Source organism: Hyphococcus sp. D3-15 (assembly GCF_055809375.1).
This window is the reverse complement of the sequence record NZ_CM147910.1, coordinates 2,347,740-2,374,688: the sequence shown is the minus strand read 5'-3', so window position 1 is coordinate 2,374,688 and position 26,949 is coordinate 2,347,740. Positions and strand designations below refer to the sequence as shown.

Below are 26,949 nucleotides of genomic sequence, written 5' to 3'. Positions count from 1 at the left end.
TTGATTGGGTTACAAAAATTGGTGCGAACTTACGCCGCTTCGCGATTCTCCAGAGTCTCCAGGATGCCAGCGATATTCGATGCCGGAGCGCCGATGGCGCCGGCGAGCTGAGCCGCAGGAGACGTGATGGTCAGGACGATAGAGGCCAGAAGCTCTTCGCGTGACGGCATGGAAGCAAGCGCCTCCACCCCTTTCACATCGAGGATTTCCTCACCCATCGCGCCGCCAAGGATCGTGAGCTTTTCATTGCTCTTGGCGTATTCCTTGACGGCTTTCGCCGCCGCGACCGGGTCTTCAGAGAACGCAATGGCGGTCGGTCCCTCGAAAAGGCTCGTGAGTTTTTCACTCGGCTTTCCGGAGATCGCGATCTTGGCGAGACGATTCTTGACGATTTTCATGGAGGCGCCGGACTTGCGCAATTCACCGCGCAGAGCCTCGAACTCGGAGACCGAAAGGCCTCCATTACCAACCACGACTACCGTATTCGCATCGAACACGCCGCCGATCCAGTCGACCATTTCCGCCTTTTGGGTTCTGTCCATGAGGCAGGTCCTTTGGTTCAAACAAGGCCAGGCAACAACGCCCGGCCCCAGATAATCCCTGCTCGCGCAGGGGGCTTCGATCTATGCGGTGAAATACAGGAACCAAAAAAGGCTCCCGCGATCACCGCAGAGAGCCTGCCCCAGAAGGTTCAATGGACAGATCGGGCCCCAATTCCGTAAAACGGCGCCCAGCTGATCCTTTTCCCTCTGTCTATGCGGGAGATTAAGCAGATTTCTCCGCACCCGCAGTCTCGGACAGGTAGCGCCCGGCGAACCGGGTGCGAGCGTGCGATTACCAGTTTTTCCGGCGATTGCAAGGCTTCAGGGACGAAAATCCGGCAAAACAGGCGGTTTTCCCCCTCGCCCGCCTGCCCCTTTCAAAAAACTTTCGGCCAGTTGGGCTTGCCCCGAGTCCTATAGGCATCAAGCAAATAAAAATCATTAGCGGGGCCTCTTCATGGATCGATTTCGTTTGTCAGCCGCAATAGTCGCGGCTTCCGCCGCCTCTTGCCTGGCGTCCGCCGCCGGTTACGCCGCAGCAGCGCAACAGCCGGATGGAGCTGCGCAAAGCGCGCAAGAGGCGTCCGACTGGGACACCACGCTCGCCCGCGGCAAGACGCGCGACATCGACTTTGAGACCAGTGAAGGTACCTTCATGTCGGCGGACGTTTCTCCGGATGGGAAATGGATCGTCTTTGACCTGCTCGCCAGCATTTACCGGATGCCGATTACGGGCGGCGACGCGGAAAATCTGACTGCCGACAGCGGCGTCGCCATCAATTATCACCCGCAATATTCGCCGGACGGCAAACACATCGCGTTCATTTCCGATCGCAAAGGCCAGAGCAATCTGTGGATCATGGATGCAGACGGCTCGAACCCGGTGCAGATCCGGGAAGACCTCGACGCCCGCTATCAAACGCCAGCCTGGAGCGCCGACGGCCAATATATCTTTGCGCGCAAGACAAGCCTGCACAAAGCGGGCGTCAAACCAGAAGAAGGCATCTGGATGTTCCATCGCTCAGGCGGCAAGGGCGTGCAGATTGTCGGCGATGACCAGCCCGAAGCATCCTGGCCCTCCCCCTCCGCCGACGGAAAATTTCTCTATTTTGAAGTGACGACCGGCCCCAGGGCGTGGGGCGGACGCCATGATGCGCTGATGGGCGAGATGCAGGTTCGCCGCCTCGATCTTCAGACCGGCGAAATCCGCGAAGAAAGTCAGGGCATTCTCGCCCAGCAACGGCGCTGGTCCAGCGGCGGCATGGCGGCGCCGGAGATTTCTCCGGACGGCCGCTATATGACCTTCATCCGCCGCATTCCGGATGGACTGATCTCGTTCAAGGGCCATGAGTTCGGTCCGCGCACGGCGCTTTGGCTGCGCGATCTCAAGACCGGCGAAGAACGCATCCTCATGGACCCGGTGGAGCAGGACCTTACCGAAGGATACAAATCGCCGCGCGTTTTCCCGGGCTACAGCTTTACGCCCGACGGACGTTTCGTCGTCGTCACCCAGGGCGGCAAGCTGCACAAGGTCGATGTGAAAAGCGGCGACGTGACGGCGATCGCGTTTACTGCGCGCGTTCAACGCACAATCTCCGAGCAAGCCTACAAAACTTTCCGCATCGAGGACGCGCCCTTTGATGCGAAGTTCATACGCTGGGCCGCTGCCTCTCCCAACGGCAAGACCCTTGCCTTTCAGGCAGTCGGAAAGATCTGGGTGCAGAGCTTGCCCAATGGCAAACCGAAACGGCTGACCAATCTCAGCGACGACCTTCTGGAATTCGGCCCCGCCTGGTCGCCAGACGGACGCAATATCGCATTTGTCAGTTGGGATGACGGCGATCGCGGTCAGCTCTGGAAAGTCCGCGCCAGCGGCGGCGCACCGAAACGGCTTTCAACCGAAGCGGGCGAATACGCCAATCCGGACTGGAGCGCGGACGGCAAGTTTATCGCAGTCGGCAAAGGCGCCAATTACACGGCGCGGGGGCGCAATATCTCGAACAATGCATGGTGGAACATCGCAGTCTATTCCGCCAATGGCGGCGCGCCGACGATTGTCGCGCAGATCGACTATATGAATGGCTTTGGCGACCAGCGGCAGCAATTGCCGCGACCAATCTGGGGGCCGGAGAACCGCATCTTCTTTCTGCGCGGCGCGCCGCGCGATGAGGCGGCGTTTGGCGGCGACCCATTCTCCGAACTCGTTTCCGTTCCGGCGAAAACAACCATCGACCCGCCGCGCATCCATGCGCGCTTCCTGTTCGCCGATGAAGCGGCCATCTCGCCGGACGGCGCCCATGTGGCGTTCCTAGAGGGCGACAATGTGTATCTCGCGCCGCTGCCCTATAACGCATCCGCCGGCAAGCCGCTTGTTCTCACGAAAAAAGAAGACGCCACAAAGCTGCCGGCAAAAGCTCTGTCGATAACCGGCGGCCTCTATCCCAACTGGCGCAACAGCCGCACGGTCGAATTCAATTCGGCGAAAATCTATTACAGCTATGATCTCCACACGGAGGAAACGCAGCAAACAGAAATCACCCTCACTATTCCGCGCAACACGCCCAAAGGCCGGATCGCCTTCACCCATGCGCGCATCATCACGATGAACGGAGAAGAGGTGATCGAAGACGGGACGCTGGTTGTTGACGGCGCGCGCATCACCTGTGTCGGCGATTGCGACACGGCGGGCGCTGATCGGCTTATCGATGCAACAGGCAAAACCATCACGCCCGGCTTCATCGACATGCATGCGCATCACAACCGCGAATATAACGGCATGATTCCGCGCCGCGGCTATGAGAATGCGTCCTACCTCGCCTATGGCGTGACCACGACGCTCGACAACTCCATGTGGTCGCAAAATGTGTTCAGCAATGCGGAGATGGTCGAGGCTGGCCTGCTGATCGGACCGCGGCAGTTTTCAACCGGCGATCCGCTCTATAATCGCGACGGGCCGCGCAACAACATCCTCACCAGTTACGAGGCCGCCGAAAACGAAGTTGCGACCCTGAAATCGTGGGGCGCTGTAATGCTGAAGCAGTATATGCAGCCGCGCCGCGATCAGCGCCAATGGGTTAGCGACATCGCCCGCAAAGAAGGTCTGATGGTGACGGCGGAAGGCGGCGAGCTGCCTTACAATCTCGGCATGATCATGGATGGTCAGACCGGATTTGAACATCCGATCGGCATCGTGCCGCTCTATAGCGATGTGGCGAAATTTCTCGGCGCCGCAAACGCCTATTACTCGCCGACCTTTGTGGTGGCGGGACCGGGCATCTGGAACGAAGAGTTCTTCTGGCAGGAATCGGAGGTCTGGCGCGACGAGAAACAACGCCGCTGGCTGCCCTGGCGTTCTCTCGTCACGCATACGCGCCGCCCGATCGTGCGGCCGGTGACCGACTACAGCTTCCCGCTGATTGCACAGGGCATGGCGGACATCATCGCTGAAGGCGGCCATGGCGTTATCGGCGCCCATGGCCAGCAACACGCGCTCGGATCGCAATGGGAGATCTGGATGGCGGCGTCGGCGATGGGACCGCATGGCGCGCTCGATGTGGCGACCCGTCAGGGCGCGAGCTTCATCGGCGTGCTTGACGATCTCGGCACGCTCGAAAAAGGCAAGCTCGCCGACCTTGTCATTCTCAATGCGAACCCGCTGGAGAACATCCGCAACACCGCCGACATGCAATATGTGATGAAGGGCGGCGTCCTGTACGAGGCCGACACGCTGGACGAAGTCTGGCCGACCGCGACGCCGTTCGGGCCGTATTACTGGGTCGATGAAGAAATCTATCGCAGCGGCGTCAAATCCGCCGATTAAGAAGACTTGCCTGCCGTCTATCGTTCACCGACGGCGAAAAGGGCGGGCGCAAAAGTTGCGTCCGCCCTTTTTTCTTAATGGTGACTATGATCAACCGCCTTCGCCGCCCGGTCCTCAACCTTCACCTCGACCTCAATATCGCCGGCCTTTTCGAAAGTAAGCACCAGCGGAAAGCGCTCGCCTTCCGTCAGCTTGCTGTCGAGCCCGATCAGCATGATGTGATAGGCGCCGGTCTCGAACGAAACAGTGGTTCCTGCCGGAGCGGAAAGCCCCTGCGCCAATGGCTGCATTCGGACCATGCCTTGCGGATCAGTTTGAGAGGCGTGCAATTCAACGTGTTTTGCACGCCCGGTTTTGACGGCGATCAGACGATCATCCGTCTCGCCGCGATTGGCGATGTCGAGATAGACCGCCGCCGGGACCCGCGCCGAAAAAGACGGCCGCGCCCAGGGGTGCTCAATGAGCAGCTCGTTTTTCGCATATTCATGCGCGAGGCCCGCGATGCTGGAGAAGGTCAGTCCGACCGCCGCCAGCAATGACCAGGTTGCTTTTATCATCCTCGCCTCCCCTAAAATGCTTTTTGCCAGCCGACGGTGATCGTCCAGTCGGTTTCAAGCTGCGGTCCGTTGAGGTCCTGATAGACCGGCAGCAAGGCTTCTAGCGCGAAGCGGTGGCCCTTTAAGGGACCATGCTGTGCAGCGAAGCTTACGCCGGCGCCGACATCTATGCGGTCGCCGCCCTGAAAATCCGGGTTGGCGGTTTGCACCGGCGCCATGATCGCCGGATCCAAGCCGTCAATGCGGCCTTGGGTTCGGAAGGCGATGCGCCCGGAAAAAGCGATCCATGGGGCCGGACCATATTGCGCCCATGCCGTCGCCTCATGTTTGTCGCCGAGCGTGTAGCCATTGTTCGATCCCGTCCGAAGCGTCGCCAGATATTGCGCGCCCCAGGAAAAGGCCGCCGACTGGCCGGTGTAGGTGACGCCGGGCTGCAGATCGACCGTGCCTGACCCGAGCTGCATCGGATAGGGCAGCCTCGGGGTCGGGGTCATGCCCATCGGGGTCAGGATCTGATCGGTCTCCTCGGTCGAGCCAGTGGGCAGCGACACGCCGAGATTGAGATGGGCGTGATGAGACGCGCCGCCGGCATCCGCCTCGAACGCGCGCACAAGCGCCGACAGTTTCACATCGCCAAAGCCGAAGCTCTCTGTCGAAAAGCCGCCAAGCACAGTGGTTCCCATGCCGCCCTGATAGGTGGCGTGGTCCATGTCATTGTCGACCAGCGACCCCATAGCCATCAGGGTCACCCAGTCCGTCGGCGCATACATCGCGCCAAGCATGTGCATGTTCATGGTCATGTCTAGCGGCACGACGCGCAATGTCGGCGGCTGCATCGGCGCGCCGAAGAACCGGTTGGGGATCGTCGTGGCGATGTCATCCGCTGAGATCGCGTCTGTGCCGATGCGGTTTCCCTCCATCCTCATTCGCATATAACGATAGGAGAACATCACCTCTCCCTTGTGATGCATGTGATCGCCCATCACGCCGATTGGCGCATGGTTTTTGGCGATGGTTTCATCCGCAAAAACGGATGTCGTCGCGACGGCCGCCAAGCCGGCGCCAAGAATAAAAGCGCGCATGATTTTCTCCTGATTAGCGCAGCAAACAGCAGCGCGCGCATCAAGCGCCCGCTGCGACAAAACGAATTGCGTTAGCTAAATCAGGATATCGGCGGCGCCCGCGACGGCATGGGCGGGCCGGCGACTATGCGGTCAAACACCGGCGGGGTGATGTCGATCACCGTAACCGGCGTCATCAGAAAAACATTCGGAAGCAGAATGTCGGCAAGTTTCAATTTGCCGCCGGCGCACGCGCCGGTGGCGCAGGCATGACAAGGGTCTTGCGAATTCCCGTCATCATGAGAGCGGGGCGCAAAAGGCGAAGGCTCGCCGGTCGCCTCCTCCCAGCTGACCGTCTTGGCGCCTTCCGGCGTGCACATGACGATCAGGAATTCCCCGTCATCGCCAGGCGCGACCGCAGCCCCCGCCGGCAATGCCTGCGCAAGCGAAAACAGTCCGATCAAAAGGACTTTTAAGCGCTTGCACCAGATGGTCAGAAATCTTGTCATCGCCTGCCGGGAAACATCACCAGCGCTATAAAGCGCAACTTCAGCCGGCGCGGCAACCAACTTTCGGCAGGCGTGGTGTCGCAGGACGCAAAGCGCTCAACGCTTCACTCTCGCTATAAGCTCAACAAGCTCGTTGAATTTTTCTCGCTGATCCGATGGATCGCCAGAGGTGACGGCGGCCTCAACGCAAGTGGCGGCGTGATCGGAAAGCACCGCATCCTCCACTTTGCCCAGCGCGGCTTTCACGGCCAGCAGTTGGTTGAGGATGTCGATGCAGTAGCGCTCCTCTTCAATCATACGAGCGATGCCGCGCACCTGCCCTTCAATTCTGTTGAGGCGCTTGAGCGTGGACGCTTTGTTCTGATGAGCCATAACGAAACCGTGTCTTGATATACCCTATGGGGGTATATAAATGGCTAGCCTGGGCCAGCCAAGCCCCCCGACAAGCTTTATTCAGGAGAACCCAAGCGATGGACCCGCATTGCAAGGCGCATGGCGCCGAAGACCACAACCATCACGCCCATGCCGGTCACGGCGCAGGCGCGCTCGTCACCTCGGCGCAAGCTACGCTGCACTGCCTCACCGGCTGCGTCATTGGCGAGGTAGCCGGGCTCGCCATCGGCGTGACATTGGGGCTTGGCGTGTGGCCCACAATAATCCTGGCGACAACGCTCGCTTATCTTTCCGGATTCACGCTCGGGCTCCTGCCAGTCATGCGCAGGCAGAACAAAACCTTCTGGCAAGCCCTGAAACTGATCTGGATCGGCGAAGCGGTTTCAATCGGCGTCATGGAAATCGCCATGAACGGCGCTGACTATATGGTCGGCGGAATGAATGCCGGATCGGTTTTCTCGCCAATGTTCTGGATCGGACTGGCGGTCGCCATTCCCGCCGGATTTCTCGCCGCATGGCCCGTCAATTGGTGGCTGTTAAGCCGCGACCTTAAAATGTGCCACTAACAAAAACGGCCCCTCCACCGCCGCGCACCCGAACGCAGCCGACAATTCGGAAAGTTTTCGCCTGTCCTAAATCAACAAACAACAACAACTGCAGGCTTTTTCTAAGTCAGCAGAATAGGCAGTCTTGACTAAATACTTTTGTGGGGTTGACCTTTAACTCTATTGATTAAACATTCGTAGGGATAAGTGATCGGGCCAAGCGGGGGCGGCGTGGCAAAATCCGAAAATCTCCCTTCGGAAGCGGGCGCAGACTCGGGCTCGGGCTTACCCGATCCAGACAAACCCGACTCGGAAACACCCGACGCAAAGATTGGCGGCTCAGATTTAGACGCCGAAGAAGAAAAAGAAGCCACCAAAGAAACAGCAGAGGCGTCAGAAAACACCGCCACATCCCCCGCCTCACCTACTGAAGATGCTTCGGCTACGGACGACAGCGCGAGCCAAGAGCATGTCTTCTTCCCTGAGGAAGTCTCCCGCTTGTCTAAATTTATCCGGCGCTTCCCTTATGCCGTTCTCGTGGTGCTGATGCTGTTTCAACTCTTCATCGCCATCACCAACCCATTCAGCATGGACGAAGCCTCCGATTACACAACATCTGAAGAAGCCAGTCTGGTGATGGCTCCATTTTATGGCGGCGACCGCGCTGCCTGGGAAAAAATCGTCGTCATCCTTATCGATCAGAAGTTTCTCGATCAGCATTCCGAGTCTCACTGGCCACCAAGTTACGGAAGCCAGGCGAAGCTGATCCGCAATTTAAGCAGACTAAATCCCGATGCCGTGTTTCTTGATTTCCAATATCAGCGGGCGCATTCGCTGGATGCGCAAGGACGCCCCATCCGCCCAGGTTTCGAAGCTTTCGGTCTAACACCGACAATTGATCCCAATTTGACGGATATTGCTGACTTTGTCAGCGCACTAGACGCCGCCCGCGCAAGTGGCCCGCGAATATTCATGGCGGACGTCGCAAACACGCCCGGACTGGCGCCGCTTTATAATTTCTCCACTCAACCATATTACGCCCCGCGCGCCTCTTCGCAGGATCCGGTCATTGAAATCTCGCCCATCGTACGCGTTGACGCGATGTCCCATAAGCAATTCGGCTACACCTATCTTCTCGGCGATGAAAAAGGATTTCAGGCAGCAGTCGCGCTTTATCTCAACTGGTGCTGGGATCAAGCGCGCGGCATCCGCAATACGGACAAGACGGTCCGGGCTTCCACATGCCGATCATTTAAAAATTGGGCCAGCCATCGTGACGACATCATTGTGAAATGGGGCTTTGGATCAAAACAGACCGCACTCGCAGACACCGCCGACGCTCATGAATGGAACAGCCACTGCCGCCTTGAAAAAGAAGTTTTCGGAAAGTCGTTCAACTTGCGTTTGAAAGACTGCTGGTCAGAAATGATCGACCACCAAGCACCGCCGACTGCACCTATCACGAAGCGTACCGTGCAGCAGAAATAACGGATATGCCCGATGACGCCTTTAAGGGGCGATATGTCTTCGTGGGCGCCGATATGCCCAGCCTGTCGGATTCTGTTGAAACACTGCTTTATGGCCGTGTCCCCGGCGTGATGGTGCACGCAATGGCGTTCGACAATTTCCTGACCAAGGGAGAAAATGTGCAACGTCCGCCTGCGGAGGGCTTAGGCGGCGCAGACTTTGCAGATTTCTTGACAACTTTGCTGCTGCTCTTTTCTCTCTTTATTTTGCGGGAAATTCAGCGCCAACCTCTCGCCCTGATCAAAGATAAGCTGCTTAAGTCATACGCGAGAACGGCGCTTTACATCATTGCTATCGCCACCTTCATGTTACTTGGCGTTGTAACGGGCGTCTTGATGCACTGGCCGCCGCTCAACTTGTTGCAAATCATAATCACGATGATTGGCGCATCTGTTTATCTGGAAATCTTTGTAAAAAAACCTTCGGAGACAAACGCATGAAAAACCTCCTTGTGATTGCCCCAGTTCTAACCCTCTTTGGTTCAGCACATGCGCAGATTCTTGATGCGCCGCCTTCCTGCTCCACTGTCGCCGCTAAAGATACGGATGTGCTCGCCGATCCGCTTGAGCTTTTTGTCGTCAATGGCGAAACGCCGGCTGTCGCAAAAACTGTAGGGCGCTGCGCCATCGACTATCCGATGAAGCTTTATGATTGCGGCCATGCCCGGTTTTTCCTCTGGTGGAAGAAAGACGGCGCCAACTACTTTGTTGAAAAGTCCAAATTCTTTCAGGCGCCGCCTGCGCCCCCACCGGCGGCTCCGGCGGCGCCAAACCGCTCGCCAGCCCCGGATCCGGCGACACAAGCGGGCGCAACGGCATGCAACCCTGCAAATAAGCAAAACTTCAATTCGCGCCCAACATCCCTACACTGAGAAGGAACAACCGATGCGTCTTTCGACTTTGTTATGTCTCGCACTGGCCTCAACCGCACTCAGCACAATGGCGGAAGCCAAGAAGCCCAAAATTCCCGACGCGATTGTCATCGAGTCCTACTCCGCCGAAGAATTCAAACCACTCGCCTCCGGCGACGCCGCACCCGGGTCCGGCGCATATACGACCTTCACCAGCGCTGATTTGAGCCGCCTCAATGTGGTGAGCGGCGGCTTTTCCGGCATGGCGAAATTTCTCAATGACACATTAGGCGTGATTGCCGCAAACGGACCGGCGCCGAACGTCGTGCCGGAGGTGAAAATCTTCTCTAGCCAGAGCGAGGAGGCGCGCGCCCTTTCGCCGGACTTAATTGTCGTTTCCACAGGACTTCTTGCCGCTGTTGGCGAATATGACTCGCTCATGCTTGAGGAGGAAGGGCAAGAGCATAACGCCGCGTTGAACGCCATCGCTTTTTTTCTGGCCCATGAATATGCGCATGTGCTTTACGGCCACCCTCGCCGCTACCAGGAGACCATGAAATCCACTGAGGTGCGCGAACCGATGATCCAGGGCCTGAAGGTCATGACCACGGTTTCAGCAATTGATGCGAAATATGCGGACCATCAAGCCGCGCCAGCACTCCAGAAAGCACAAAAGGGCTATATGACGGCGCTTGCCGCCAGCCCATGGATCGAGGTTGAACTCTATCGCGCTGTCTATGCGCCCTATGTGCGCGATGAAGAACAGCTCGCAGACTTTTTGGCGGTCGATCTTTTGAAGCATCCCAAAGCGAAATCGGAGCCGCGTCTTGGCGCTCAGCCCTTGCGAAAATTCTACAAGAATTATGACGACTCGACCAAAGCGAAGCTGAACGCCGCCGCGAAAGACGTCGGGGAAACAATGGCCGACGCAACCAAGTCTATCGCCGCAAACGCGCCCGCTCAGCTCCTTTCCGATCCCGATGGATTTGAGAACATGGCCAAATCACAGCTTGTTTTTTACGGGGGCGCGCGAGTTCTCGGCTGGGTCAAGAAGCGCTTCGACAAAGATAAGGTGCATTTGTATTACAGCGCCTCTGATCGCGTGAAGGCGATTGAAACCTATCACGACCGTTTTTATGGGCGCCCCGAAGAACAAGCTGACGCTTCGCTCGCTATGTTTGGTGCAGTCGACCGCACCCCGTCTGACCAATACAATGCGTTGCTGAAAAAGGAATTCACGCCCTCCGCAGCAGCAGCACAGGCGATGCAGTTGCTCGCCGCCAATGACATTGAAGGCGCGCGAAACGCTCTCTCATCCGTTTCATGCTCAAACTGCGCCAACAGGGATTATCTTATGGCGTCCGGCGCGGTCGCCTTCGCAGATGGCGATCTCAACAGCGCCATCGCCAATTACCGAAAAGTTATCCGCATGCCCGAGGCGCCGCTACATGCCTATCTCGCCCTTTCCACGTCGCATTTGCGCAATGGAAACGCAGCAAAGGCAATGGAGGCGCTGGACCTTGCTTCGCGCAAATTCAGCGAAGAAGAAGTGATCGTTCAACGGATCGAAGTGCTGGTTTCGGAGGACAAAAACGAAGAAGCGCTCGCCATGTTGGAAAAATGCAAGGCGTTCAATCAGGAAAGCCTGACAAACACCTGCGAAAAAGCCGCCGCTCCCGCCATGCCGAAAGAGGTGGACGAAAGCGATGGCGGCCTGCCCAAGGTCAAAATTCCATTTGGCCGGACATTGAGGGACATTGTGGATTAAAAAAAGCCCGGCCTGAGGCCGGGCTTGTTAAAAGGGTTGAACGACGCTTAAGCAGCGCCGGCCGTGTCGATCTTGACACCAGGACCCATCGTCGATGATAGCGCGATGCGCTTCAGATAGGTGCCTTTTGCGCCAGCGGGCTTTGCTTTCGCCACTGCGTCGATGAATGCTTTCACATTCTCTGCAATCGCTTTTTCGTCAAAGCTCGCCTTGCCGACGCCAGCGTGAACGATACCGGCCTTTTCAACGCGGAACTCGACCGCGCCGCCTTTGGAGTCTTTCACCGCTTGAGCGACATTCGGCGTGACCGTGCCGACTTTCGGGTTCGGCATCAGGCCGCGCGGGCCCAGCACCTTACCGAGACGGCCAACGACAGCCATCATGTCCGGCGTCGCGATGACGCGGTCAAAATCCATGAAGCCTTCCTGGATTTTTTCCATCAGGTCTTCAGCGCCAACAATGTCGGCGCCGGCGGCCAAAGCTTCTTCGGCTTTCTTGTCTTTTGCAAACACAGCAACGCGCACTGTGCGGCCTGTGCCGTTTGGCAGTGAAACAACGCCGCGGACCATCTGGTCAGCATGACGCGGATCAACACCGAGATTCATCGCAATTTCGATGGTCTCGTCAAACTTCGCGCCTGCGTTCGCCTTGATCGCCGCAACAGCCTCTTCGACCGTGTACAGCTTTTCGCGATCGACGCCTTCGCGTGCTTTGCGGATTCTTTTTCCTGGTTTTGACATAGCCGTTACCCCTGCACCTCGAGGCCCATGGCCCGCGCTGATCCCATGATGATCTTTGTCGCCGCATCGAGATCGTTGGCGTTGAGATCTTTCATTTTCGCTTCCGCGATTTCACGGCACTGAGCCGTGGTCACGGTGCCGGCGACCGCTTTGCCAGGCGTTTGACCGCCCTTTTGAAGCTTGGCGGCTTTCTTGAGGTAGTAAGACGCCGGCGGCGTCTTCATCGTAAAGGTGAACGATTTGTCGGAGAAAATCGTGATGACGACCGGAATCGGCATCCCTTTTTCCATTTCCTGCGTCTTGGCGTTAAACGCCTTGCAGAATTCCATGATGTTCAGACCACGCTGGCCGAGCGCCGGGCCGATCGGGGGCGACGGTGTCGCGGATCCCGCCGGCACCTGAAGTTTCAGGTAGCCAGAGATTTTCTTCGCCATTTTATAGCCTTCTCGTTTATGGCGGCCGCGCCGACTTAACAGCTTGGCCCGTTGAAGGGTCGCGGTCTGGTTTTCTTGATAGCGGGCTTTCGCCCGCGGGCATGGACTTACGCCCGAAAACCTCCCGCGAAGCCGCGCGTCATAGAGGAGACGGAGACTGTTCGCAAGGGCGAAATGTAAGGAACGCGGCAGGTTAACGCGTGTGAGAACGGGCGGCCTCTATGGGGGACTTGAGACCGCCCGCCCCGGAACGCAACACAACAAAACTCTACGCAACAAAACTGACAGGACGCTGGCGCTCAGTAGCGGCGCCGGCGCGCTTCCGTGATGTTATAAACTTACGCCCGGGATTCTTGCAAGGCGCGGGCGGGATGATCTCAAAAGTTGGAATAATACGGCCCAGAATAAGAGGGCGGCGAGGCGAAATCAGCACGGGGGAGAGAGAAGGCTGACCGCCTCGCCTTCGTGAGGTTGAACGCAACACCCTCTCGATGAGCAGAATATTGCAATCAATTGGCCAGAAGTCGCGGCTAAAATGTGTCCATTTTGCGTCGCAACATCACGAAATGTTATACTATCCTACCCTCACCCAGAGCATAAGCATGGTAAGTATTTGTTTTATATGAAAATAACTGAAGGGGCGGATTGTTCCGAATTGCCGGAATCTGCAACTATCCGCCGGAATCGCGCTTGCAATAGGCTCGCCTAAAGCAGCATCGCCGCAGGTTCCTCAATAAACGCCTTGAACGCGCCGAGGAATTGGGCCCCGACAGCGCCGTCGACCACCCGGTGGTCGCAGGTCAGCGTCACGGTCATCATCGTTCGCGCCACGATCTCGCCATCGCGAACAACCGCCCGCTGTTCCCCGGCGCCGACCGACATGATCGCCCCATGAGGCTGGTTCACGATGGAGGCGAAGGAGGTGATCCCGAACATGCCGAGATTGGAGACCGAGAAGGTGCCGCCCTGATATTCCTCGGGCTTCAGCTTTTTGAGCCTCGCGCGGGCGGCCATGTCTTTGACTTCGGCGGATATCTGTTTGAGGCCCTTTTCTTCGGCCTTCCAGACGATCGGCGTGATCAGCCCGCCATCGATCGCCACGGCGACGCCGATATCGGCGTGCTTGTGCAGCAGGATCGCTTCATCCGTGTAAGTCGCATTCGCCGCCGGAACAGCTTTCAGCGCCATGGCGGAGGCTTTCAGAATGAAATCATTGACCGAGAGCTTGAAGGCGCCCTCGCCGTCTTTCGGCGATGTGGCGTTGATACGCGCGCGAGCCGCCAGCAATGTGTCCAGTTCAATATCGATATTGAGCGGGAAATGCGGCACTTCCTGATTGAAGCTTTGGGTCAGGCGGCGCGCGATGACTTTGCGCATGCCGTCGAGCTTGACCGCCGTGTAGCTGTCCGCCGGATAGAGCCGCGCATCAACCGAAGCCGGCGCGATCTGCGCCGGCGCCATGGCGGAGGCGGACGCGGCCTTACCGGTTCCTTCTTTCATCGCCTTTTCAACATCGCTTTTGACGATGCGGCCATGGGGGCCGGTGCCGGTCAGCGCGGCAAGATCGACGCCTTCGTTTTTCGCAATGCGTTTGGCCAGCGGCGACGCCATGATGCGGCCGTTGGGTTTAGCGCCTTCGCCCTTCGAGACGGGCGCATTCGCGCCCTCCTCAGGGTGAAGGCTTTTCTTGGGTTGTGCAGCAGCTTCATCCTGAGGAGCCGAAGCCGCAGGCTTCGGCGTCTCGAAGGACGAAGCGCTTGCGCCAAGCGCGCTCACATCGATATCGCCGGCGCTTTCGCCATCTTCGAGCAGCACGGCGATCGGCGTGTTGACTTTCACATTCTCCGCGCCTTCGGAAATGAGAATTTTGCCGACCGTCCCTTCATCGACGGCCTCCACTTCCATGGTCGCCTTGTCGGTTTCGATCTCCGCGATGATGTCGCCGGAAGAGACCTTGTCGCCTTCCTTGACGTTCCATTTGGAAAGCGTGCCTTCCTCCATGGTCGGCGACAGGGCGGGCATGAGAATTGGAGTTGGCATATGTTCAGTCCTTGGCGAGTAAGAAGGCGCAGGATTGGCTTGTCAGCGACAATGTAGTCAATCCCTGTACATCACGGCTTTCACCGCCTTCACGACTTTGTCCGCATTCGGAAGGCTCAAGACTTCGAGATTGGCCGCGTATGGCAGAGGCGTGTCTTCCTGGGTCACGCGCGCCGGCGGGGCGTCGAGATAGTCGAAGGCGTGCTGCGTCACTTGCCAGCCGATTTCAGCGCCGACGCCGCATGGCGCCCACCCTTCCTCGACAGTGACGATGCGATTGGTTTTTTTGACCGATGCAAGCACGGTTTCGATATCGAGCGGCCGCAAGGTGCGCAGATCGACAACTTCCGCTGAGACGCCCTCGCCCGCTAAAATCTCCGCCGCTTCAAGCGCGAATTTCACGCCGCGCGAATAGGAGACGATGGTGACGTCGCTGCCTTCGCGCGCGACTTTCGCCTTGCCGATGGGCAGCACCCAGTCTTCCACATCCGGTACGTCCATCGTGTCGCCATAGAGCAATTCATGCTCAAGGAAGACCACCGGGTTCGGATTGCGGATCGCGGCTTTGAGCAAGCCCTTCGCATCCGATGCAGAGAATGGCGAGATCACGAACAGGCCGGGAATGTTCATATACCAGGGCGCATAGTCCTGGCTGTGCTGCGCGGCGACGCGCGACGCGGCGGCGTTCGGTCCGCGGAAGACGATGGGCGAGCCCATCTGGCCGCCGGACATGTAACGGGTCTTGGCGGCGGAGTTGATGATGTGGTCAATCGCCTGCATGGCGAAGTTCCAGGTCATGAATTCGACGATGGGTTTCAGCCCGGCGAATGCCGCACCGACGCCGAGACCGGCGAAGCCATATTCGGTGATCGGCGTATCAACCACGCGGCGGTCGCCAAATTCTTCGAGCAAGCCGCGCGAAACTTTATAGGCGCCCTGATATTCGGCGACTTCCTCGCCCATCAGGAACACGTCTTCGTCGCGGCGCATCTCCTCGGCCATGGCGTCGCGCAAGGCGTCGCGGATGGTGGTCGGAACCATCGTCACATCGGCGGGCAGTTCCGGATCAGCGGCGGCTTTTGCAAATCCTGCGTCCTTCGAGACGCCTTCGCTTTGCGAAGGCTCCTCAGGATGAAGGCTTTTGGATGGGTCTTCATCCTGAGGAGGCTGCGTAGCAGCCGTCTCGAAGGACGAAGACGACGCGCCATTCATAGCCGACATGTCGATATCGTCGGCGCTTTCGCCATCTTCCATGAGCACGGCGATCGGGTCGTTAACCTTCACATTCTCGGTGCCCTCGGCGACGAGGATCTTGCCGATTATTCCCTCATCCACCGCCTCGACCTCCATGGTGGCCTTGTCAGTCTCGATTTCGGCGATGACATCGCCCGACGAAACCGTGTCGCCTTCTTTGACATTCCACTTGGAGAGGGTGCCCTCTTCCATGGTTGGGGAGAGAGCAGGCATGAGGATCGGCGTTGGCATTGATATGTCTCGACTTTCCGAGTGAGGGACCAATTCAGCCCCTTCCTAGCCGCTGCGTCGGCAGGCAGACAAGAGGTAATCTGCATAGCTAAGTCCATAATGCGCATGCAGGATTTGCCGTTCTGACGCCAAAATCCGCGGCGGAGCGGCTTGTATCGCGATGAATGGGCGTTTCGCCGCGACGGGCAGGCCTCGCCACTTTTGCGATACTGCGCGATAGTCGGCCCCAGGGAAAAATTTGCATAGGATTTTGGAGGGGCGATTCCATGCGTTGGATTGGAAGAATTTTCGGCGGGCTTGTTTTGTTAGTCATCGCGGCGTTGGCCGCCATGTCGATGTGGTTCTGGTTCACCCCGGTCGGCGTCAATAATTACATCAACAAAGTCACGCTCCAGACTTTCCTGCTCGGCAGTCCGGAATTGCTGTCCAATATCGGCGCAATCGACAATACGCCGCTCGATTTCCATAGCGGCAAGCTCGACGATCACACCAAGGAACACGAAGAAGAGCTGATCGCCCGCCTCAAGAATGCCCGCGCCGGCCTCGACAAATACGGACCGGACGGCCTTGAAGGACAAGAGCTCCTGTCCTGGCGGCTCACCGCATGGTTTTTTGACGATCTCATTCGCCAGGCTGAGTTTGTTAATGGCGGCTATCGCGTCAATCAGATTTCCGGCGTTCTTGTCGACACGCCCGCCTTCCTGACCGACACCCATGTCATCAAGAATGAAAAGAGCGTGACGCGTTACCTCTCGCGCCTCAACGAATTTGGCCGGGTCTTGAACGAAGTCAAAACCCGCGTCGAAGACGACCGCGACCACGGCGTCACGCCGCCTGATTTCGTCATCGAAAAGTCGCTTGCCGGTATGCGGTCCTTCATCGAAGGCGGCGCATCAGCAAATCCGCTGGTGACCACACTGCCCGCAAAGCTGGACGGGATAGAGGGCCTGTCTGACGACAAGAAAGCAGCGCTCCTCGCTGAAGCCGCCACCGCCGTCGAAACGCAAATCATTCCCGGTTATGAGGCGATGATCGCGCTGTTTGAGGAAATGCTTCAAAACACCGACCACAATGCCGGCATCTGGCGCATTCCGGACGGCGACAAAATCTACGCCGCCGCGCTTAAATCCAACACCACCACCGACTTCACCGCAGAAGAAATCCACCAGACCGGCTTGTCTGAGGTTGCGCGGATTGAGCAGGAAATGGATGCGATCCTCATCGCGCAGGGCTTGAGCGAAGGAACCGTCGCCGAGCGCGTCCGCATCCTCATGGAAGATCCGGCTCAGCAGTTCCCCAATACGGATGAAGGCCGTCAGGAGATGCTCGCCTATCTGATAGCGCTGAACGACCACCTGATGTCGATCGCGGGCGACTATTTTATTACGCTGCCGACGCAGCCGCTGGAAATCGTCCGGGTGCCGGAATATTCCCAGGACTCCGCGCCTGGCGGCTATTACAACCAGCCCGCCTTGGACGGCTCGCGTCCGGGGCGGTTCTTCATCAACCAGAAAAACACAGCAGATAATCCGAAATGGACGCTGCCGACCTTGATGTATCACGAGGGCGCGCCGGGCCATCATTTCCAGATATCCCGCGCCCTGCTCATTGAAAATATCCCGTCCATCCGCAAGTTCGGTCTTTTTAATGCGTATACTGAAGGTTGGGCGCTCTATGCCGAACGGATCGCAAAAACCGATATGGGCCTTTATGACGACGATCCGCTTGGCGATCTCGGGCGGCTTCAGGCGGAAATGTTCCGCGCGGTCCGGCTCGTCGTAGACACCGGCATGCACGCGAAAAGATGGTCACGCGAGGAAGCCATCGACTATATGATCTCGAAAACCGGCATGACGGACGAAGAGGTCACCCGCGAGATTGAGCGCTATGCGGTCTGGCCGGGACAGGCCACCGCCTACAAAACCGGCCAGCTCGCGATCCTCGATATTCGCGCCCACGCGGAAGCGGAACTTGGCGACGAGTTCGATCTGCGTGAATTTAACGAAATGATCCTGATGAACGGCGCCATGCCGCTCGGCCTGCTGCGCGACGTCGCTAACGAATGGGTCGCCGACCAGAAGGGCTGACGGCCGGGCCAAAGGCGGAAGGGGCCGCGCCGTTAACCTTGCCATCCGCGATTTTTCTTATTCGCGGGTCGCCAGCGCAGTAAATTGACATTTGTCAATGCGCAGCGGCCTGTTCTATGCATGCTGCAGGGCAATATCGTAGTGAGTATACAAAGGCGCGAAGTCCCATGTCGTATCTGCCAACCAATCCCGATGACCCGACCCTTTTTAACTATGATGCGGTCAAAGAGCTCGGCAAGGAGCTGCATGAAACCTATGCGGCGGGCGACCCGTTTCCGCATATCGCGATCGACAATTTTCTCCCCGAAAATCTGATCGACCTGTGCATCGAGAAATTCCCGAAGGGCCCGGACCCGGACAGCGTCAGCTTCGACCGCAATCAGGAACGCTACAAGACAAGCTACCACCCGGATCATATGGAGCCGGCGCTGCGTCATTTGTTCTATTCGCTGAATTCCCGGCCCTTCATCAAAATCGTCGAGAATATCACCGGCATTAAGGGCCTCTCGCCCGACCCCTATTTCCTCGGCGGCGGCTTCCATGAGACGCGCCAGGGCGGCCATCTCGACATGCATGCGGATTTCAACCACCACAAACCGCTCGACCTTGAACGGCGCATCAATGTGCTGATCTATCTCAACAAGGACTGGAAGAGCGAATATGGCGGCGCGCTGGAGCTGTGGCGGACGGATATGTCCGAGCAGGTTCAGGAAATAACGCCTATCGCCAATCGCTGCGTGATGTTCACCACCACCGGCAAATCCATGCATGGCCACCCGCAACCGGTTAACCACCCCAATGGGGAATCGCGCCGGTCTATCGCGCTTTATTATTACACCCCGACCTGGGACCCGTCGAAGGCCTCCAAGACCACGCAATTCTACGCCCGGCCCGGCACCGGCGACGAAGTGGACTGGCAGGTCAAGTCACGGGAGGTGCTGGGCGACTTCCTGCCGCCGATCCTCAACCGCCAGATCGCCAAGGTGCGCCGCCGCCTGCGGGCGCACTGACCAGGCGGCCCTAGGCATAAGCTCTTGCGGGAAAGCGGGGTTTCCTTTAAGTCCCGGCCCCTTCCGGCAGCCCGGACGAGGCCCGCTCCCGTGAGCGTCAGCCTTTGACATCGGCGTCCGGCCCCCTAAATAGAAGCCCACGGGCGGGCAGCGCCCCAAAGGCAGAGAGCTGATCCATGACCGCCGTTATCCTGACCGTCCATTCCCTGATCGTGCTGGCGCTGATTGGCGTCGTGCTGCTGCAGCGTTCCGATGGCGGCGCGCTTGGCATTGGCGGCGGCGGAAGCGGCGGCGGCTTCATGACCGGGCGCGGCGCGGCGAATGCGCTGACCCGCACGACATCCATTCTGGCGGCCTTGTTTTTTGCGACCTCGCTCTTGTTGGCGATTCGCGCCGGCGGCGGCGAAACCGCAGAAGACGCCCTCGACGCCCTGACTGGCGCTGAAGTCGCGGCCCCGACGGAAACCAGCCCGAGCGGCGAACTTTCCACCGAAGACCTGCTCAATTCCCTTGGCGCCGCCGAAGAAGCGCCGGCGACGCCGGAAACGGCTGAAGAGCTGTTGCAGGAAATGGGCGTAGATGCGCCCGCCACCGAAGCGGAAACCGCGGAGACGCCCGCTGAGGACGCCGCCCCGGCGGAAGAAACCCCGAACGAATAAGCCGCGTTCTCGCGGAAATTCTTTCCGGATAAACGGCGCGTTCGCTTAAAAACAATTTGATTACACCGGAATCTTCGGTAAGACGGGCTTCCATGGCGCGGTACATATTCATTACCGGCGGCGTGGTGTCGTCCCTCGGAAAAGGTGTTGCTTCGGCGGCGTTGGGCGCGCTTCTTCAAGCGCGTGGCTACAAGGTTCGTTTGCGCAAGCTCGACCCTTACCTGAATGTCGATCCCGGCACTATGTCGCCCTATCAGCACGGCGAAGTCTTCGTTACCGATGACGGCGCGGAGACCGATCTCGACCTCGGTCACTATGAACGGTTTACCGGCGTGTCGGCGTCGAAGGCCGACAATGTCACCACCGGGCAGATCTATTCCAGCATTCTGGAGAAAGAACGGCGCGGCGATTATCTCGGCGCGACGGTGCAGGTGATTCCCCATGTCACCGACGCGATCAAACAATTCGTGCTTTCCGACGCCGGCGGCGCTGACTTTGTGTTGTGCGAAATCGGCGGCACGGTCGGCGATATTGAAGCGCTCCCCTTCTTCGAAGCGATCCGCCAGCTTGGCAATGAATTGCCGCGCGGCGACGCGGTTTACGTTCACCTGACCTTGATGCCGTTCATCCCCTCGGCAGGCGAGTTGAAAACCAAGCCGACCCAGCATTCGGTCCGCGAATTGCGCGCCATCGGCATTCAGCCGGACGTTCTCTTGGTGCGCGCCGACCGCGACATCCCGCAGGATGAACGCCGCAAGATCGCGCTGTTCTGTAATGTGCGTTCTTCCGCCGTGGTGCAGGCGCTTGACTGCCGCACCATCTATGAGGTGCCGCTGACCTATCACAAGGAAGGCTTTGACAGCGAAGTGCTGGATGCGTTCGGCGTGAAAAATCCGCCCGAGCCCAAGCTGGATGGCTGGAAAGAAATCGTACACCGCGTCACCGCGCCCGATGGCGAAGTCACCATCGCCGTCGTCGGCAAATACACGGTTCTCAAGGACGCCTATAAATCCCTCATCGAGGCGATCGCCCATGGCGGCATCGCGAACAATGTCCGCGTCAATATTGAGTGGATTGAAAGCGACGTCTTCGAAAAGGAAGAAGAAGCGATTTCCGCGCTTGAGGGCGTGCACGGCATTCTCGTGCCCGGCGGCTTTGGCGAGCGCGGCGCGGAAGGCAAGATCAAGGCGGCGACCTTCGCCCGCGAAAAAGAGATCCCCTATTTCGGCATCTGTTTCGGCATGCAAATGGCGATCATCGAAGCGGCGCGCAATCTTGTCGGCGAACAGGACGCCAGTTCTTCGGAATTTTCCGCCTGCAGCAAGCCGGTTGTCGGCCTGATGACCGAATGGACGCGCGGAAATGAAACCGAGACGCGCAAGGAAGGCGGCGATCTGGGCGGCACCATGCGCCTCGGCGCCTATCCGGCGAAACTGAAACCGGGCAGCCGCGTCGCGGAAGCCTATGGCGCGACGGAAATCACCGAGCGCCACCGGCACCGCTTTGAGGTCGATATGGGCTGGGCGGACCGTCTGGCCGAACATGGGGTCATCTTTTCCGGCACCTCGCCCGATGGCGAATTGCCCGAGATCATGGAAATCCCCGCGCATCCCTGGTTCATCGGCGTGCAATATCACCCGGAACTGAAATCCCGGCCGTTCGATCCGCATCCTTTGTTCGCGTCGTTTATTGATGCAGCGGTGAAGCGCTCGCGCCTGGTCTAGGCGCGGCGCGCGGGCATTTCCTGTGCGGGGTTGAGCTACCGCTTCCCGTCGCCTGCGAAAAAACTGAATTAAATCTCGCTGCGATGCGGAACGAATTCCGCTGCAGCGCATTGCCTTGTTGAACCCGGACCGGACAACAGGAGCACCCAACGCATGAATTTCACGAATACCGCAATCGCCGTCGCCTTCGCCGCCAGCGCAAGCCTTGGCGCCGCTGAAGCAACGCCTTGCGTATTGGGGAGCTGCAACATCGCCGAAAGCGGCGCGCTTTCCGCGACCAGCCCCATTGCGATTGAAGATAATGACGTTTCGCCCGGCGCCTACGCCGCCAGCGGCAGTTTCGACATCACGCCCGGCGTCACCGGCGCGAATGTCTATGCCGATGTTTCCTTCGATGAAGTTCTTCCCGGCCAATCGGTTGTGGCCTCGGGCTTTTCGAATTTGATGATCGAGTTTTTCCAGAGCGGAACGTCGCTTGGCGCGTTCCTTGTGACCAACCCGGACGGCACGACCGAAGGCGGCTCCGCGCTTCAAAGCTTCATGATCGGGTTTGTTTCGTCTGCGGCGGTCGATTTTGAACTCACCGGCGTCGCCTTCCGCAATTTCGGCGCGGCGCTGCCTGACTTCAACATCAATGTCGACGCTGAAGCCAGCCCGGTGCCGGTCCCCGCCGCGCTGCCATTGTTGCTTTCGGGCATTTTGGGCCTTGGCTTTGCGACCCGGCGCAAACGCGACCCTATGACTGCGCGCTAACGCCCCAGCACCCCCGCGCGCATTCATAAGCCTGACGCCGCAGCCCTCGCTGCGGCGTCTTTTTTTGCCTCGCGCTGCGATGAGGGATAGGATCGGCGGCAATAACCGAAGGAGCACCCTCCCTTGTATCAATCCGTCCTGGTTACCGGCGCATCGAGCGGCATTGGCGAGGAATGCGCCGTGTTTCTCGCCCATAAAGGCTTTCGCGTCTTCGCAGCCGCGCGCAGCATCGACAAATTGAAAACGCTGAGCGGCGTCGGCGCGGGCCGCATCACCCCGCTCGCCATGGATGTGACGGACCAGACCTCTATCGCCAGCGCGCTCGACGCCATCGCGAAAGAAAATGTGACGCTTTACGGCCTCGTCAACAATGCGGGCGCCTCCGAAATGGGGCCGGTTGAAAAACTCGCCCTCGCGGAATGGCGCGCCATGTTCGAGACCAATGTCTTTGGCCTCGTTTCCGTCACGCAAGCGGTGCTGCCGCAAATGCGCGCCGCCGGGCGCGGGCGCATCGTCAATATCGGCTCGCTCACAGGCCGCATCGCCTCGCCGTTTCAAGGCGCCTACGCCGCCACCAAACACGCTGTCGAAGGGCTTTCGGATTCCCTGCGCCGTGAATTGGTTCCCCACGGGATCAAGGTGTCTGTCGTGCGCCCCGGCGCCATCAACACGCCTTTCGGCGCCCATGAGGCGCAATCGCTTGCGCGCCACGAGAATGATGAGACTTATGGCGATCAGGTGCGCACCTTCAAAGCCTGGTTCGAGCGCCAGCACCCCGTCGCACCCTCGCCCGTTGTTGTGGCGGAGGCTGTGCATCAGGCGCTCACCGCCGACCGGCCGCAATCGCGATACACCGCGCCGCCGCAAATGACATATGCGATCGCGCTCAGAAACTTCCTGCCCTCGGCGCTCACCGACCGTATTCTCGAACGGGTCAACGGCATGGACAAATTCCGCAAATAAACATCGCGCACTCCTTTCATCGCCAGAAAGGATAAGGCCGTTTTTTATGCGGGGGATAACTACGCACCGAATGCGGGTTTCAGACAAGAATTCATCACAAGTGATGAATTTTGCGAAGATCGATTCCCGCTATTGGGGTGGAACTGCGTCCGGAAAAATGCACCGCACAAATTTTGACACTGCCCATATGCGGTGCAAAACGCCAACATCGCAGTAGACAAGCATCCTTCAGACTGCAGCGGAAACAGCGCCTTATCTGCATTCAGGACGCAGGCGGCCGCAAGTAATGCTAATCGCACCATAAATGATTACACTATGGTATCCTTGACTATTACTTGCGCCACACAATTCATCCATGTTGTACTTTTCGCAAAGGACGCGGGGGAAGCGCCCTTTTATTTGAAAAATGCTGTTCAGCATTCACAAATGGGGTGGGCATATGAAAATTCTAATTCCGATTATGATTACAACCGCGCTTGTCGGCTGCGCGTCTACGCGCAATTCGGTCAGCCTGACAGCGGCAAACTTTCCAATTGAGGGGGAGCCGCTGGAAAAACTCGATCTGGTCAACATGATCGATCCGGAAAACAGGCGCGCAGAATTAAAGAACACTTATTGCGCGGATTCCGCATCCGCCAAATCAGCCTCGGCCAGTGAAAACGAACAAGGAAAAAAGCAACCCGCCGAAATTAAAAAAAGCGATGACTTCAGCGCGACCGATCTGCAATGCGCCGTTGCTGCGTTCGAGACCTATTTCATGACAAATATTGAGTTTCGATATTACAACTCAAATTTCGGCGTCGGCAGGAACAAGACGGATGTGGGCCGGGATGATATGGCGTCGATATATTCAGACCTGGAAAATTCTTTCAAGTCAGAGACGCCTGACCCCGACACTCAAAACAAAAGCAACAGCGATAGCGAACGTGTTTTTCCGCTCGGACGTATGGATGACTTTCAAAAGCGCAAGGCGACGAGCTATGCGCTCGCGCTGAAGCGCAACGAAATTCAGGACTCCGTCATGCGCCATTCCGATGAGTATTGCCGCATTTTCCAGGAAAATGTGTCTGACAATCGCGCGGTTATTCAGGCCGCTTTTGGCGGGCTCACCACAACGCTTGGCGGACTGGGATCGATTTTCACCGATGCCGGCGTGGCGCGGGCGCTGGCGGGCGCAGCCGGCATATCCTCCGGCCTGAGTTCGGAATTTGAGAGCGCCTTTTTCCAGCAGCAAGCGCTGACGACGATATATTCGGGCATTGCCTCGCGCAGAAATCGCATCGCCGGCGCCATTCACAATCGCCGTTTTCGCACACTCGAAAAAAAGGGCGACACGGATGAATATGATCTGCCGAAAGTGGTGACAGAGGTGGTTGCGTATTACATGCGCGACGGGAAAATCCACGATTCCGGCCAGACCTTCAGCGCTTCGGAACTCGCCCAAATCGACCCCGATCAAAACTACCTCTTGGTCGTGAATCTTGAGGAAACGCCATCGCCGAAAGCAAACGCTGGAGACGGGACACCTGATTCCGGTGACATTAATGACAACGGCAACGGCAACAAGGATGAGGTTCCGCCAAAAGCCGATCTGACAGTTGAATCCAGGGGCGGCGAAACCACCATCACGATTCTGGAAACCGAGCAGAAACCCGTGGCGCTTGTCAGCATCGCCAGCTACACGCTTGAGCGCTCCATCGGCGACGCATTGATCTATCATCAAGCCTGCACGCTCACGGAAGGGCTGCTCGAAGCGGAAAGTTCGATCCCCGGCTTCACCAAAGCCGAGCGCGTCAGGGGCATGACAACGTCCAATGATGTTATCGATACGATTCTTCCAGCAGCGCAGCAAGCTGGAAGCCGGCGCGACCGGCGCGCCGAATTGATCTGACCCGAGGCGGCGCTTGACGGATTGGCGGTTCAGTCTTCGTAGACTTCGCCGGCGGCGGCGTCGAACACCGAGGCGAGCGATACAAACCGGCGGCGCGGGGTTTCGCCCATCAGCGCCTGCCGGTCAGAGGGCGCAAAGAAAATGATTTCCTCGGGGCGCCGTTCCAGTCGGCAGCCTTTAAGCGCCGTCGGCGCCTTGGGCGCGATGGCGGCGACAAAGCGCAGGGCGAGACCGAATTGCGTCGCGCTTTTTTGCATGTCTTCATCGAGCAACGACATGGCTTCTTCATTTGGCGGCGGCGCCGAGCGGCCCTGATGGCGCCGGAACAGCGCCAGGGCCGCCCATAGACGCTCCTCATGGCTTACCGCCAGAAACGGCGCCCGCAAGGCCGTGTCGAAGGCGTGGCGGCCGCGCGTGTCCGGATGGAAATACGCGCCGATATCCGACAACAGCGCAGTGCCATAACGCAGGCGCGCGCCCGCCGGGTCTTCCTTGGCGAAAAGCGGCTCAATCACCTCATACGCCGCCGGTCCGAAATTGCTGTCCGGCGCAAGGCGCTGCGCGTAAAAATGACAGGCGTCCAGAAACGGATCGCGCGCTTTTTCTTTGGGGTCCAGCGCGCGATACAACAATCCTTCGCGCACGCCGCCCGTCGACACCACCACATGTTTGGCTTTCATCCGTGTCAGGACGGATGTCAGGACCAGCGACGCGAGCGGCAGCGTATCGATGCGCCGGCGCGGAATGCCCGGAAGGTCTTCAAGCGATTTGCGGCTTTGTTTCGCCAGCAGATCGCAGACTTCGGCAATCTGGGCGACGGACAATTCATAGTGATGGAGAACCGGCAGCGGATAGCCTTTAAGGCCCATGTGAATCCGCGCGACGGCGCGCCAGGCGCCGCCAACAGTGAACAGCGTGTCGGAGACGCCCTTGGAGAGAAACGGCACTTTGTTCAGATGATCGTCAATGATCTTGGCGGCGAGACGCGGATCGCCTTCCGCCGCCTGCATCAAATTCAACGGCCCGATCGGCAGGCTGACGCTTTCAGTGACGTCGCCCGCAATCAGCATGGCGAGCTCAAGACTGCCGCCGCCCATATCGCCGACAATGCCGGTGGCGCCGGGCTCGACCAGCACAACCCCAAGCGCGGCGAGCTCGCCCTCCTCCGGGCCTGACACCACATCCACATCGAAACCGAGCGTGCGCGCCGCCTCGACAAAACGCGCGCCATCCTTGGCGACGCGCACCGCCGCCGTCGCGATGGCGGTGACCGGCGGGCGGCCAAGATCGTCGAGCACATGACGGAAGCGCGCCAAAGTCGCCAGCGCATCGGATACGGCGGCGGGGTTCAGCCCGCCTTCCGGCGTCATGTCGCGACCAAGGCCGCATAGCGCCTTTTCATTGCAGATTGGAATCGGCGCGCGCGGCGGGCCTTCATAGACAACGAGGCGAACGGAATTGGAGCCGATATCCACAACCGCCCGGCGGTCGCTGATGGAATGGTTTGTCATCCGGGCCGCCATGTCTTCAAACGAACTTCATCTTATACAGCAGAAAGCGCAATGAGTACTCTTTGCCGATCTGACCGGGG

The 26,949-nt window shown here is 58.6% G+C and carries 23 protein-coding genes; 13 read left to right on the top strand and 10 right to left on the bottom strand.

From position 1 onward, the window contains the following. Nucleotides 1-29: 29 nt before the first annotated feature. A complete protein-coding gene (gene rplJ / locus AC0L8G_RS11705) occupies nt 30-542 on the bottom strand; it encodes a 50S ribosomal protein L10 (RefSeq protein ID WP_473384374.1) in 513 nt (170 codons plus the stop codon). 457 nt (nt 543-999) lie between these two features. Between rplJ and AC0L8G_RS11700 the strand changes: the two genes are divergently transcribed. Beyond that, nucleotides 1,000-4,362 carry an amidohydrolase family protein gene (locus AC0L8G_RS11700; protein WP_473384373.1) on the top strand — a complete coding sequence of 1,121 codons (3,363 nt, stop codon included), beginning with the start codon at nt 1,000-1,002 and terminating at the stop codon, nt 4,360-4,362. A 74-nt stretch (nt 4,363-4,436) separates the two neighbouring features. Here AC0L8G_RS11700 and AC0L8G_RS11695 read toward each other — a convergent pair whose 3' ends face one another. From AC0L8G_RS11695 to AC0L8G_RS11680, 4 genes are all read right to left on the bottom strand, one after another. Next, nucleotides 4,437-4,919 carry a copper chaperone PCu(A)C gene (locus AC0L8G_RS11695; RefSeq protein ID WP_473384372.1) on the bottom strand — a complete coding sequence of 161 codons (483 nt, stop codon included), beginning with the start codon at nt 4,917-4,919 and terminating at the stop codon, nt 4,437-4,439. 11 nt (nt 4,920-4,930) lie between these two features. Continuing rightward, nucleotides 4,931-6,001, bottom strand: a complete 1,071-nt coding sequence (locus tag AC0L8G_RS11690; protein ID WP_473384371.1) for a transporter family protein — start codon at nt 5,999-6,001, stop codon at nt 4,931-4,933. 80 nt (nt 6,002-6,081) lie between these two features. Next, on the bottom strand, nt 6,082-6,489 hold the full coding sequence (locus AC0L8G_RS11685; RefSeq protein ID WP_473384370.1) for a hypothetical protein: 408 nt from the start codon (nt 6,487-6,489) through the stop codon (nt 6,082-6,084). 96 nt (nt 6,490-6,585) lie between these two features. After that, the gene (locus tag AC0L8G_RS11680) at nt 6,586-6,861 is read right to left on the bottom strand and encodes a metal-sensitive transcriptional regulator (protein WP_473384369.1); all 276 of its coding nucleotides are present in this window, start codon (nt 6,859-6,861) and stop codon (nt 6,586-6,588) included. A 98-nt stretch (nt 6,862-6,959) separates the two neighbouring features. Here AC0L8G_RS11680 and AC0L8G_RS11675 point away from each other — a divergent pair, with 98 nt between their 5' ends. The 5 genes from AC0L8G_RS11675 (at nt 6,960) to AC0L8G_RS11655 (ending at nt 11,572) form a co-directional block, all read left to right on the top strand. Next, nucleotides 6,960-7,448, top strand: coding sequence for a DUF4396 domain-containing protein (locus AC0L8G_RS11675; RefSeq protein WP_473384368.1), 489 nt, complete (start codon nt 6,960-6,962; stop codon nt 7,446-7,448). 210 nt (nt 7,449-7,658) lie between these two features. Then, the gene (locus AC0L8G_RS11670) at nt 7,659-8,915 is read left to right on the top strand and encodes a CHASE2 domain-containing protein (protein ID WP_473384367.1); all 1,257 of its coding nucleotides are present in this window, start codon (nt 7,659-7,661) and stop codon (nt 8,913-8,915) included. A 5-nt stretch (nt 8,916-8,920) separates the two neighbouring features. Continuing rightward, nucleotides 8,921-9,394: a CHASE2 domain-containing protein gene (locus tag AC0L8G_RS11665; RefSeq protein ID WP_473384366.1), complete on the top strand. Its 474-nt coding sequence runs from the start codon at nt 8,921-8,923 to the stop codon at nt 9,392-9,394. Further along, entirely contained in the window at nt 9,391-9,825 is a 435-nt protein-coding gene (locus tag AC0L8G_RS11660; protein ID WP_473384365.1) for a hypothetical protein, read from the top strand. The genes AC0L8G_RS11665 and AC0L8G_RS11660 overlap by 4 nt, the downstream gene beginning before the upstream one ends. Before the next feature lie 13 nt (nt 9,826-9,838). Further along, nucleotides 9,839-11,572, top strand: a complete 1,734-nt coding sequence (locus AC0L8G_RS11655; RefSeq protein ID WP_473384364.1) for a M48 family metalloprotease — start codon at nt 9,839-9,841, stop codon at nt 11,570-11,572. Nucleotides 11,573-11,619: 47 nt separating this feature from the next. Here the strand turns inward: AC0L8G_RS11655 and rplA are convergent, their stop codons facing one another. From rplA to AC0L8G_RS11635, 4 genes are all read right to left on the bottom strand, one after another. Beyond that, nucleotides 11,620-12,312, bottom strand: a complete 693-nt coding sequence (rplA, locus tag AC0L8G_RS11650) for a 50S ribosomal protein L1 (RefSeq protein WP_473384363.1) — start codon at nt 12,310-12,312, stop codon at nt 11,620-11,622. A gap of 5 nt (nt 12,313-12,317) precedes the next feature. Further along, nucleotides 12,318-12,746, bottom strand: coding sequence for a 50S ribosomal protein L11 (rplK, locus tag AC0L8G_RS11645; RefSeq protein WP_473384362.1), 429 nt, complete (start codon nt 12,744-12,746; stop codon nt 12,318-12,320). A gap of 705 nt (nt 12,747-13,451) precedes the next feature. Next, nucleotides 13,452-14,786 carry a pyruvate dehydrogenase complex dihydrolipoamide acetyltransferase gene (locus AC0L8G_RS11640; protein ID WP_473384361.1) on the bottom strand — a complete coding sequence of 445 codons (1,335 nt, stop codon included), beginning with the start codon at nt 14,784-14,786 and terminating at the stop codon, nt 13,452-13,454. A gap of 57 nt (nt 14,787-14,843) precedes the next feature. Further along, nucleotides 14,844-16,271, bottom strand: coding sequence for a pyruvate dehydrogenase complex E1 component subunit beta (locus AC0L8G_RS11635; protein WP_473384360.1), 1,428 nt, complete (start codon nt 16,269-16,271; stop codon nt 14,844-14,846). A 266-nt stretch (nt 16,272-16,537) separates the two neighbouring features. Between AC0L8G_RS11635 and AC0L8G_RS11630 the strand changes: the two genes are divergently transcribed. The 7 genes from AC0L8G_RS11630 (at nt 16,538) to AC0L8G_RS11600 (ending at nt 25,358) form a co-directional block, all read left to right on the top strand. Continuing rightward, nucleotides 16,538-18,358: a DUF885 domain-containing protein gene (locus AC0L8G_RS11630; protein ID WP_473384359.1), complete on the top strand. Its 1,821-nt coding sequence runs from the start codon at nt 16,538-16,540 to the stop codon at nt 18,356-18,358. Nucleotides 18,359-18,525: 167 nt separating this feature from the next. Then, the gene (locus tag AC0L8G_RS11625) at nt 18,526-19,368 is read left to right on the top strand and encodes a 2OG-Fe(II) oxygenase (protein ID WP_473384358.1); all 843 of its coding nucleotides are present in this window, start codon (nt 18,526-18,528) and stop codon (nt 19,366-19,368) included. Between the two features lie 176 nt (nt 19,369-19,544). Beyond that, nucleotides 19,545-20,027 (top strand): preprotein translocase subunit SecG, encoded by a 483-nt coding sequence (gene secG / locus AC0L8G_RS11620; RefSeq protein WP_473384357.1) that lies wholly within the window; start codon nt 19,545-19,547, stop codon nt 20,025-20,027. Nucleotides 20,028-20,119: 92 nt separating this feature from the next. Further along, entirely contained in the window at nt 20,120-21,751 is a 1,632-nt protein-coding gene (locus tag AC0L8G_RS11615) for a CTP synthase (RefSeq protein ID WP_473384356.1), read from the top strand. 153 nt (nt 21,752-21,904) lie between these two features. Next, nucleotides 21,905-22,504 carry a hypothetical protein gene (locus AC0L8G_RS11610; protein WP_473384355.1) on the top strand — a complete coding sequence of 200 codons (600 nt, stop codon included), beginning with the start codon at nt 21,905-21,907 and terminating at the stop codon, nt 22,502-22,504. Nucleotides 22,505-22,627: 123 nt separating this feature from the next. Next, nucleotides 22,628-23,467: an SDR family oxidoreductase gene (locus tag AC0L8G_RS11605; protein ID WP_473384354.1), complete on the top strand. Its 840-nt coding sequence runs from the start codon at nt 22,628-22,630 to the stop codon at nt 23,465-23,467. A 439-nt stretch (nt 23,468-23,906) separates the two neighbouring features. After that, nucleotides 23,907-25,358, top strand: coding sequence for a hypothetical protein (locus AC0L8G_RS11600; protein ID WP_473384353.1), 1,452 nt, complete (start codon nt 23,907-23,909; stop codon nt 25,356-25,358). A 29-nt stretch (nt 25,359-25,387) separates the two neighbouring features. Here AC0L8G_RS11600 and AC0L8G_RS11595 read toward each other — a convergent pair whose 3' ends face one another. Then, a complete protein-coding gene (locus AC0L8G_RS11595) occupies nt 25,388-26,869 on the bottom strand; it encodes a Ppx/GppA phosphatase family protein (protein WP_473384352.1) in 1,482 nt (493 codons plus the stop codon). Nucleotides 26,870-26,949 lie beyond the last annotated feature (80 nt).

Coding starts and splice junctions, on each gene's coding strand:
- rplJ (WP_473384374.1), bottom strand. CDS start 542: ATGGACAGAACCCAAAAGGCGGAAATGGTCGACTGGATCGGCGGCGTG.
- AC0L8G_RS11700 (WP_473384373.1), top strand. CDS start 1,000: ATGGATCGATTTCGTTTGTCAGCCGCAATAGTCGCGGCTTCCGCCGCC.
- AC0L8G_RS11695 (WP_473384372.1), bottom strand. CDS start 4,919: ATGATAAAAGCAACCTGGTCATTGCTGGCGGCGGTCGGACTGACCTTC.
- AC0L8G_RS11690 (WP_473384371.1), bottom strand. CDS start 6,001: ATGCGCGCTTTTATTCTTGGCGCCGGCTTGGCGGCCGTCGCGACGACA.
- AC0L8G_RS11685 (WP_473384370.1), bottom strand. CDS start 6,489: ATGACAAGATTTCTGACCATCTGGTGCAAGCGCTTAAAAGTCCTTTTG.
- AC0L8G_RS11680 (WP_473384369.1), bottom strand. CDS start 6,861: ATGGCTCATCAGAACAAAGCGTCCACGCTCAAGCGCCTCAACAGAATT.
- AC0L8G_RS11675 (WP_473384368.1), top strand. CDS start 6,960: ATGGACCCGCATTGCAAGGCGCATGGCGCCGAAGACCACAACCATCAC.
- AC0L8G_RS11665 (WP_473384366.1), top strand. CDS start 8,921: ATGCCCGATGACGCCTTTAAGGGGCGATATGTCTTCGTGGGCGCCGAT.
- AC0L8G_RS11660 (WP_473384365.1), top strand. CDS start 9,391: ATGAAAAACCTCCTTGTGATTGCCCCAGTTCTAACCCTCTTTGGTTCA.
- AC0L8G_RS11655 (WP_473384364.1), top strand. CDS start 9,839: ATGCGTCTTTCGACTTTGTTATGTCTCGCACTGGCCTCAACCGCACTC.
- rplA (WP_473384363.1), bottom strand. CDS start 12,312: ATGTCAAAACCAGGAAAAAGAATCCGCAAAGCACGCGAAGGCGTCGAT.
- rplK (WP_473384362.1), bottom strand. CDS start 12,746: ATGGCGAAGAAAATCTCTGGCTACCTGAAACTTCAGGTGCCGGCGGGA.
- AC0L8G_RS11640 (WP_473384361.1), bottom strand. CDS start 14,786: ATGCCAACTCCAATTCTCATGCCCGCCCTGTCGCCGACCATGGAGGAA.
- AC0L8G_RS11635 (WP_473384360.1), bottom strand. CDS start 16,271: ATGCCAACGCCGATCCTCATGCCTGCTCTCTCCCCAACCATGGAAGAG.
- AC0L8G_RS11630 (WP_473384359.1), top strand. CDS start 16,538: ATGCGTTGGATTGGAAGAATTTTCGGCGGGCTTGTTTTGTTAGTCATC.
- AC0L8G_RS11625 (WP_473384358.1), top strand. CDS start 18,526: ATGTCGTATCTGCCAACCAATCCCGATGACCCGACCCTTTTTAACTAT.
- secG (WP_473384357.1), top strand. CDS start 19,545: ATGACCGCCGTTATCCTGACCGTCCATTCCCTGATCGTGCTGGCGCTG.
- AC0L8G_RS11615 (WP_473384356.1), top strand. CDS start 20,120: ATGGCGCGGTACATATTCATTACCGGCGGCGTGGTGTCGTCCCTCGGA.
- AC0L8G_RS11610 (WP_473384355.1), top strand. CDS start 21,905: ATGAATTTCACGAATACCGCAATCGCCGTCGCCTTCGCCGCCAGCGCA.
- AC0L8G_RS11600 (WP_473384353.1), top strand. CDS start 23,907: ATGAAAATTCTAATTCCGATTATGATTACAACCGCGCTTGTCGGCTGC.
- AC0L8G_RS11595 (WP_473384352.1), bottom strand. CDS start 26,869: ATGACAAACCATTCCATCAGCGACCGCCGGGCGGTTGTGGATATCGGC.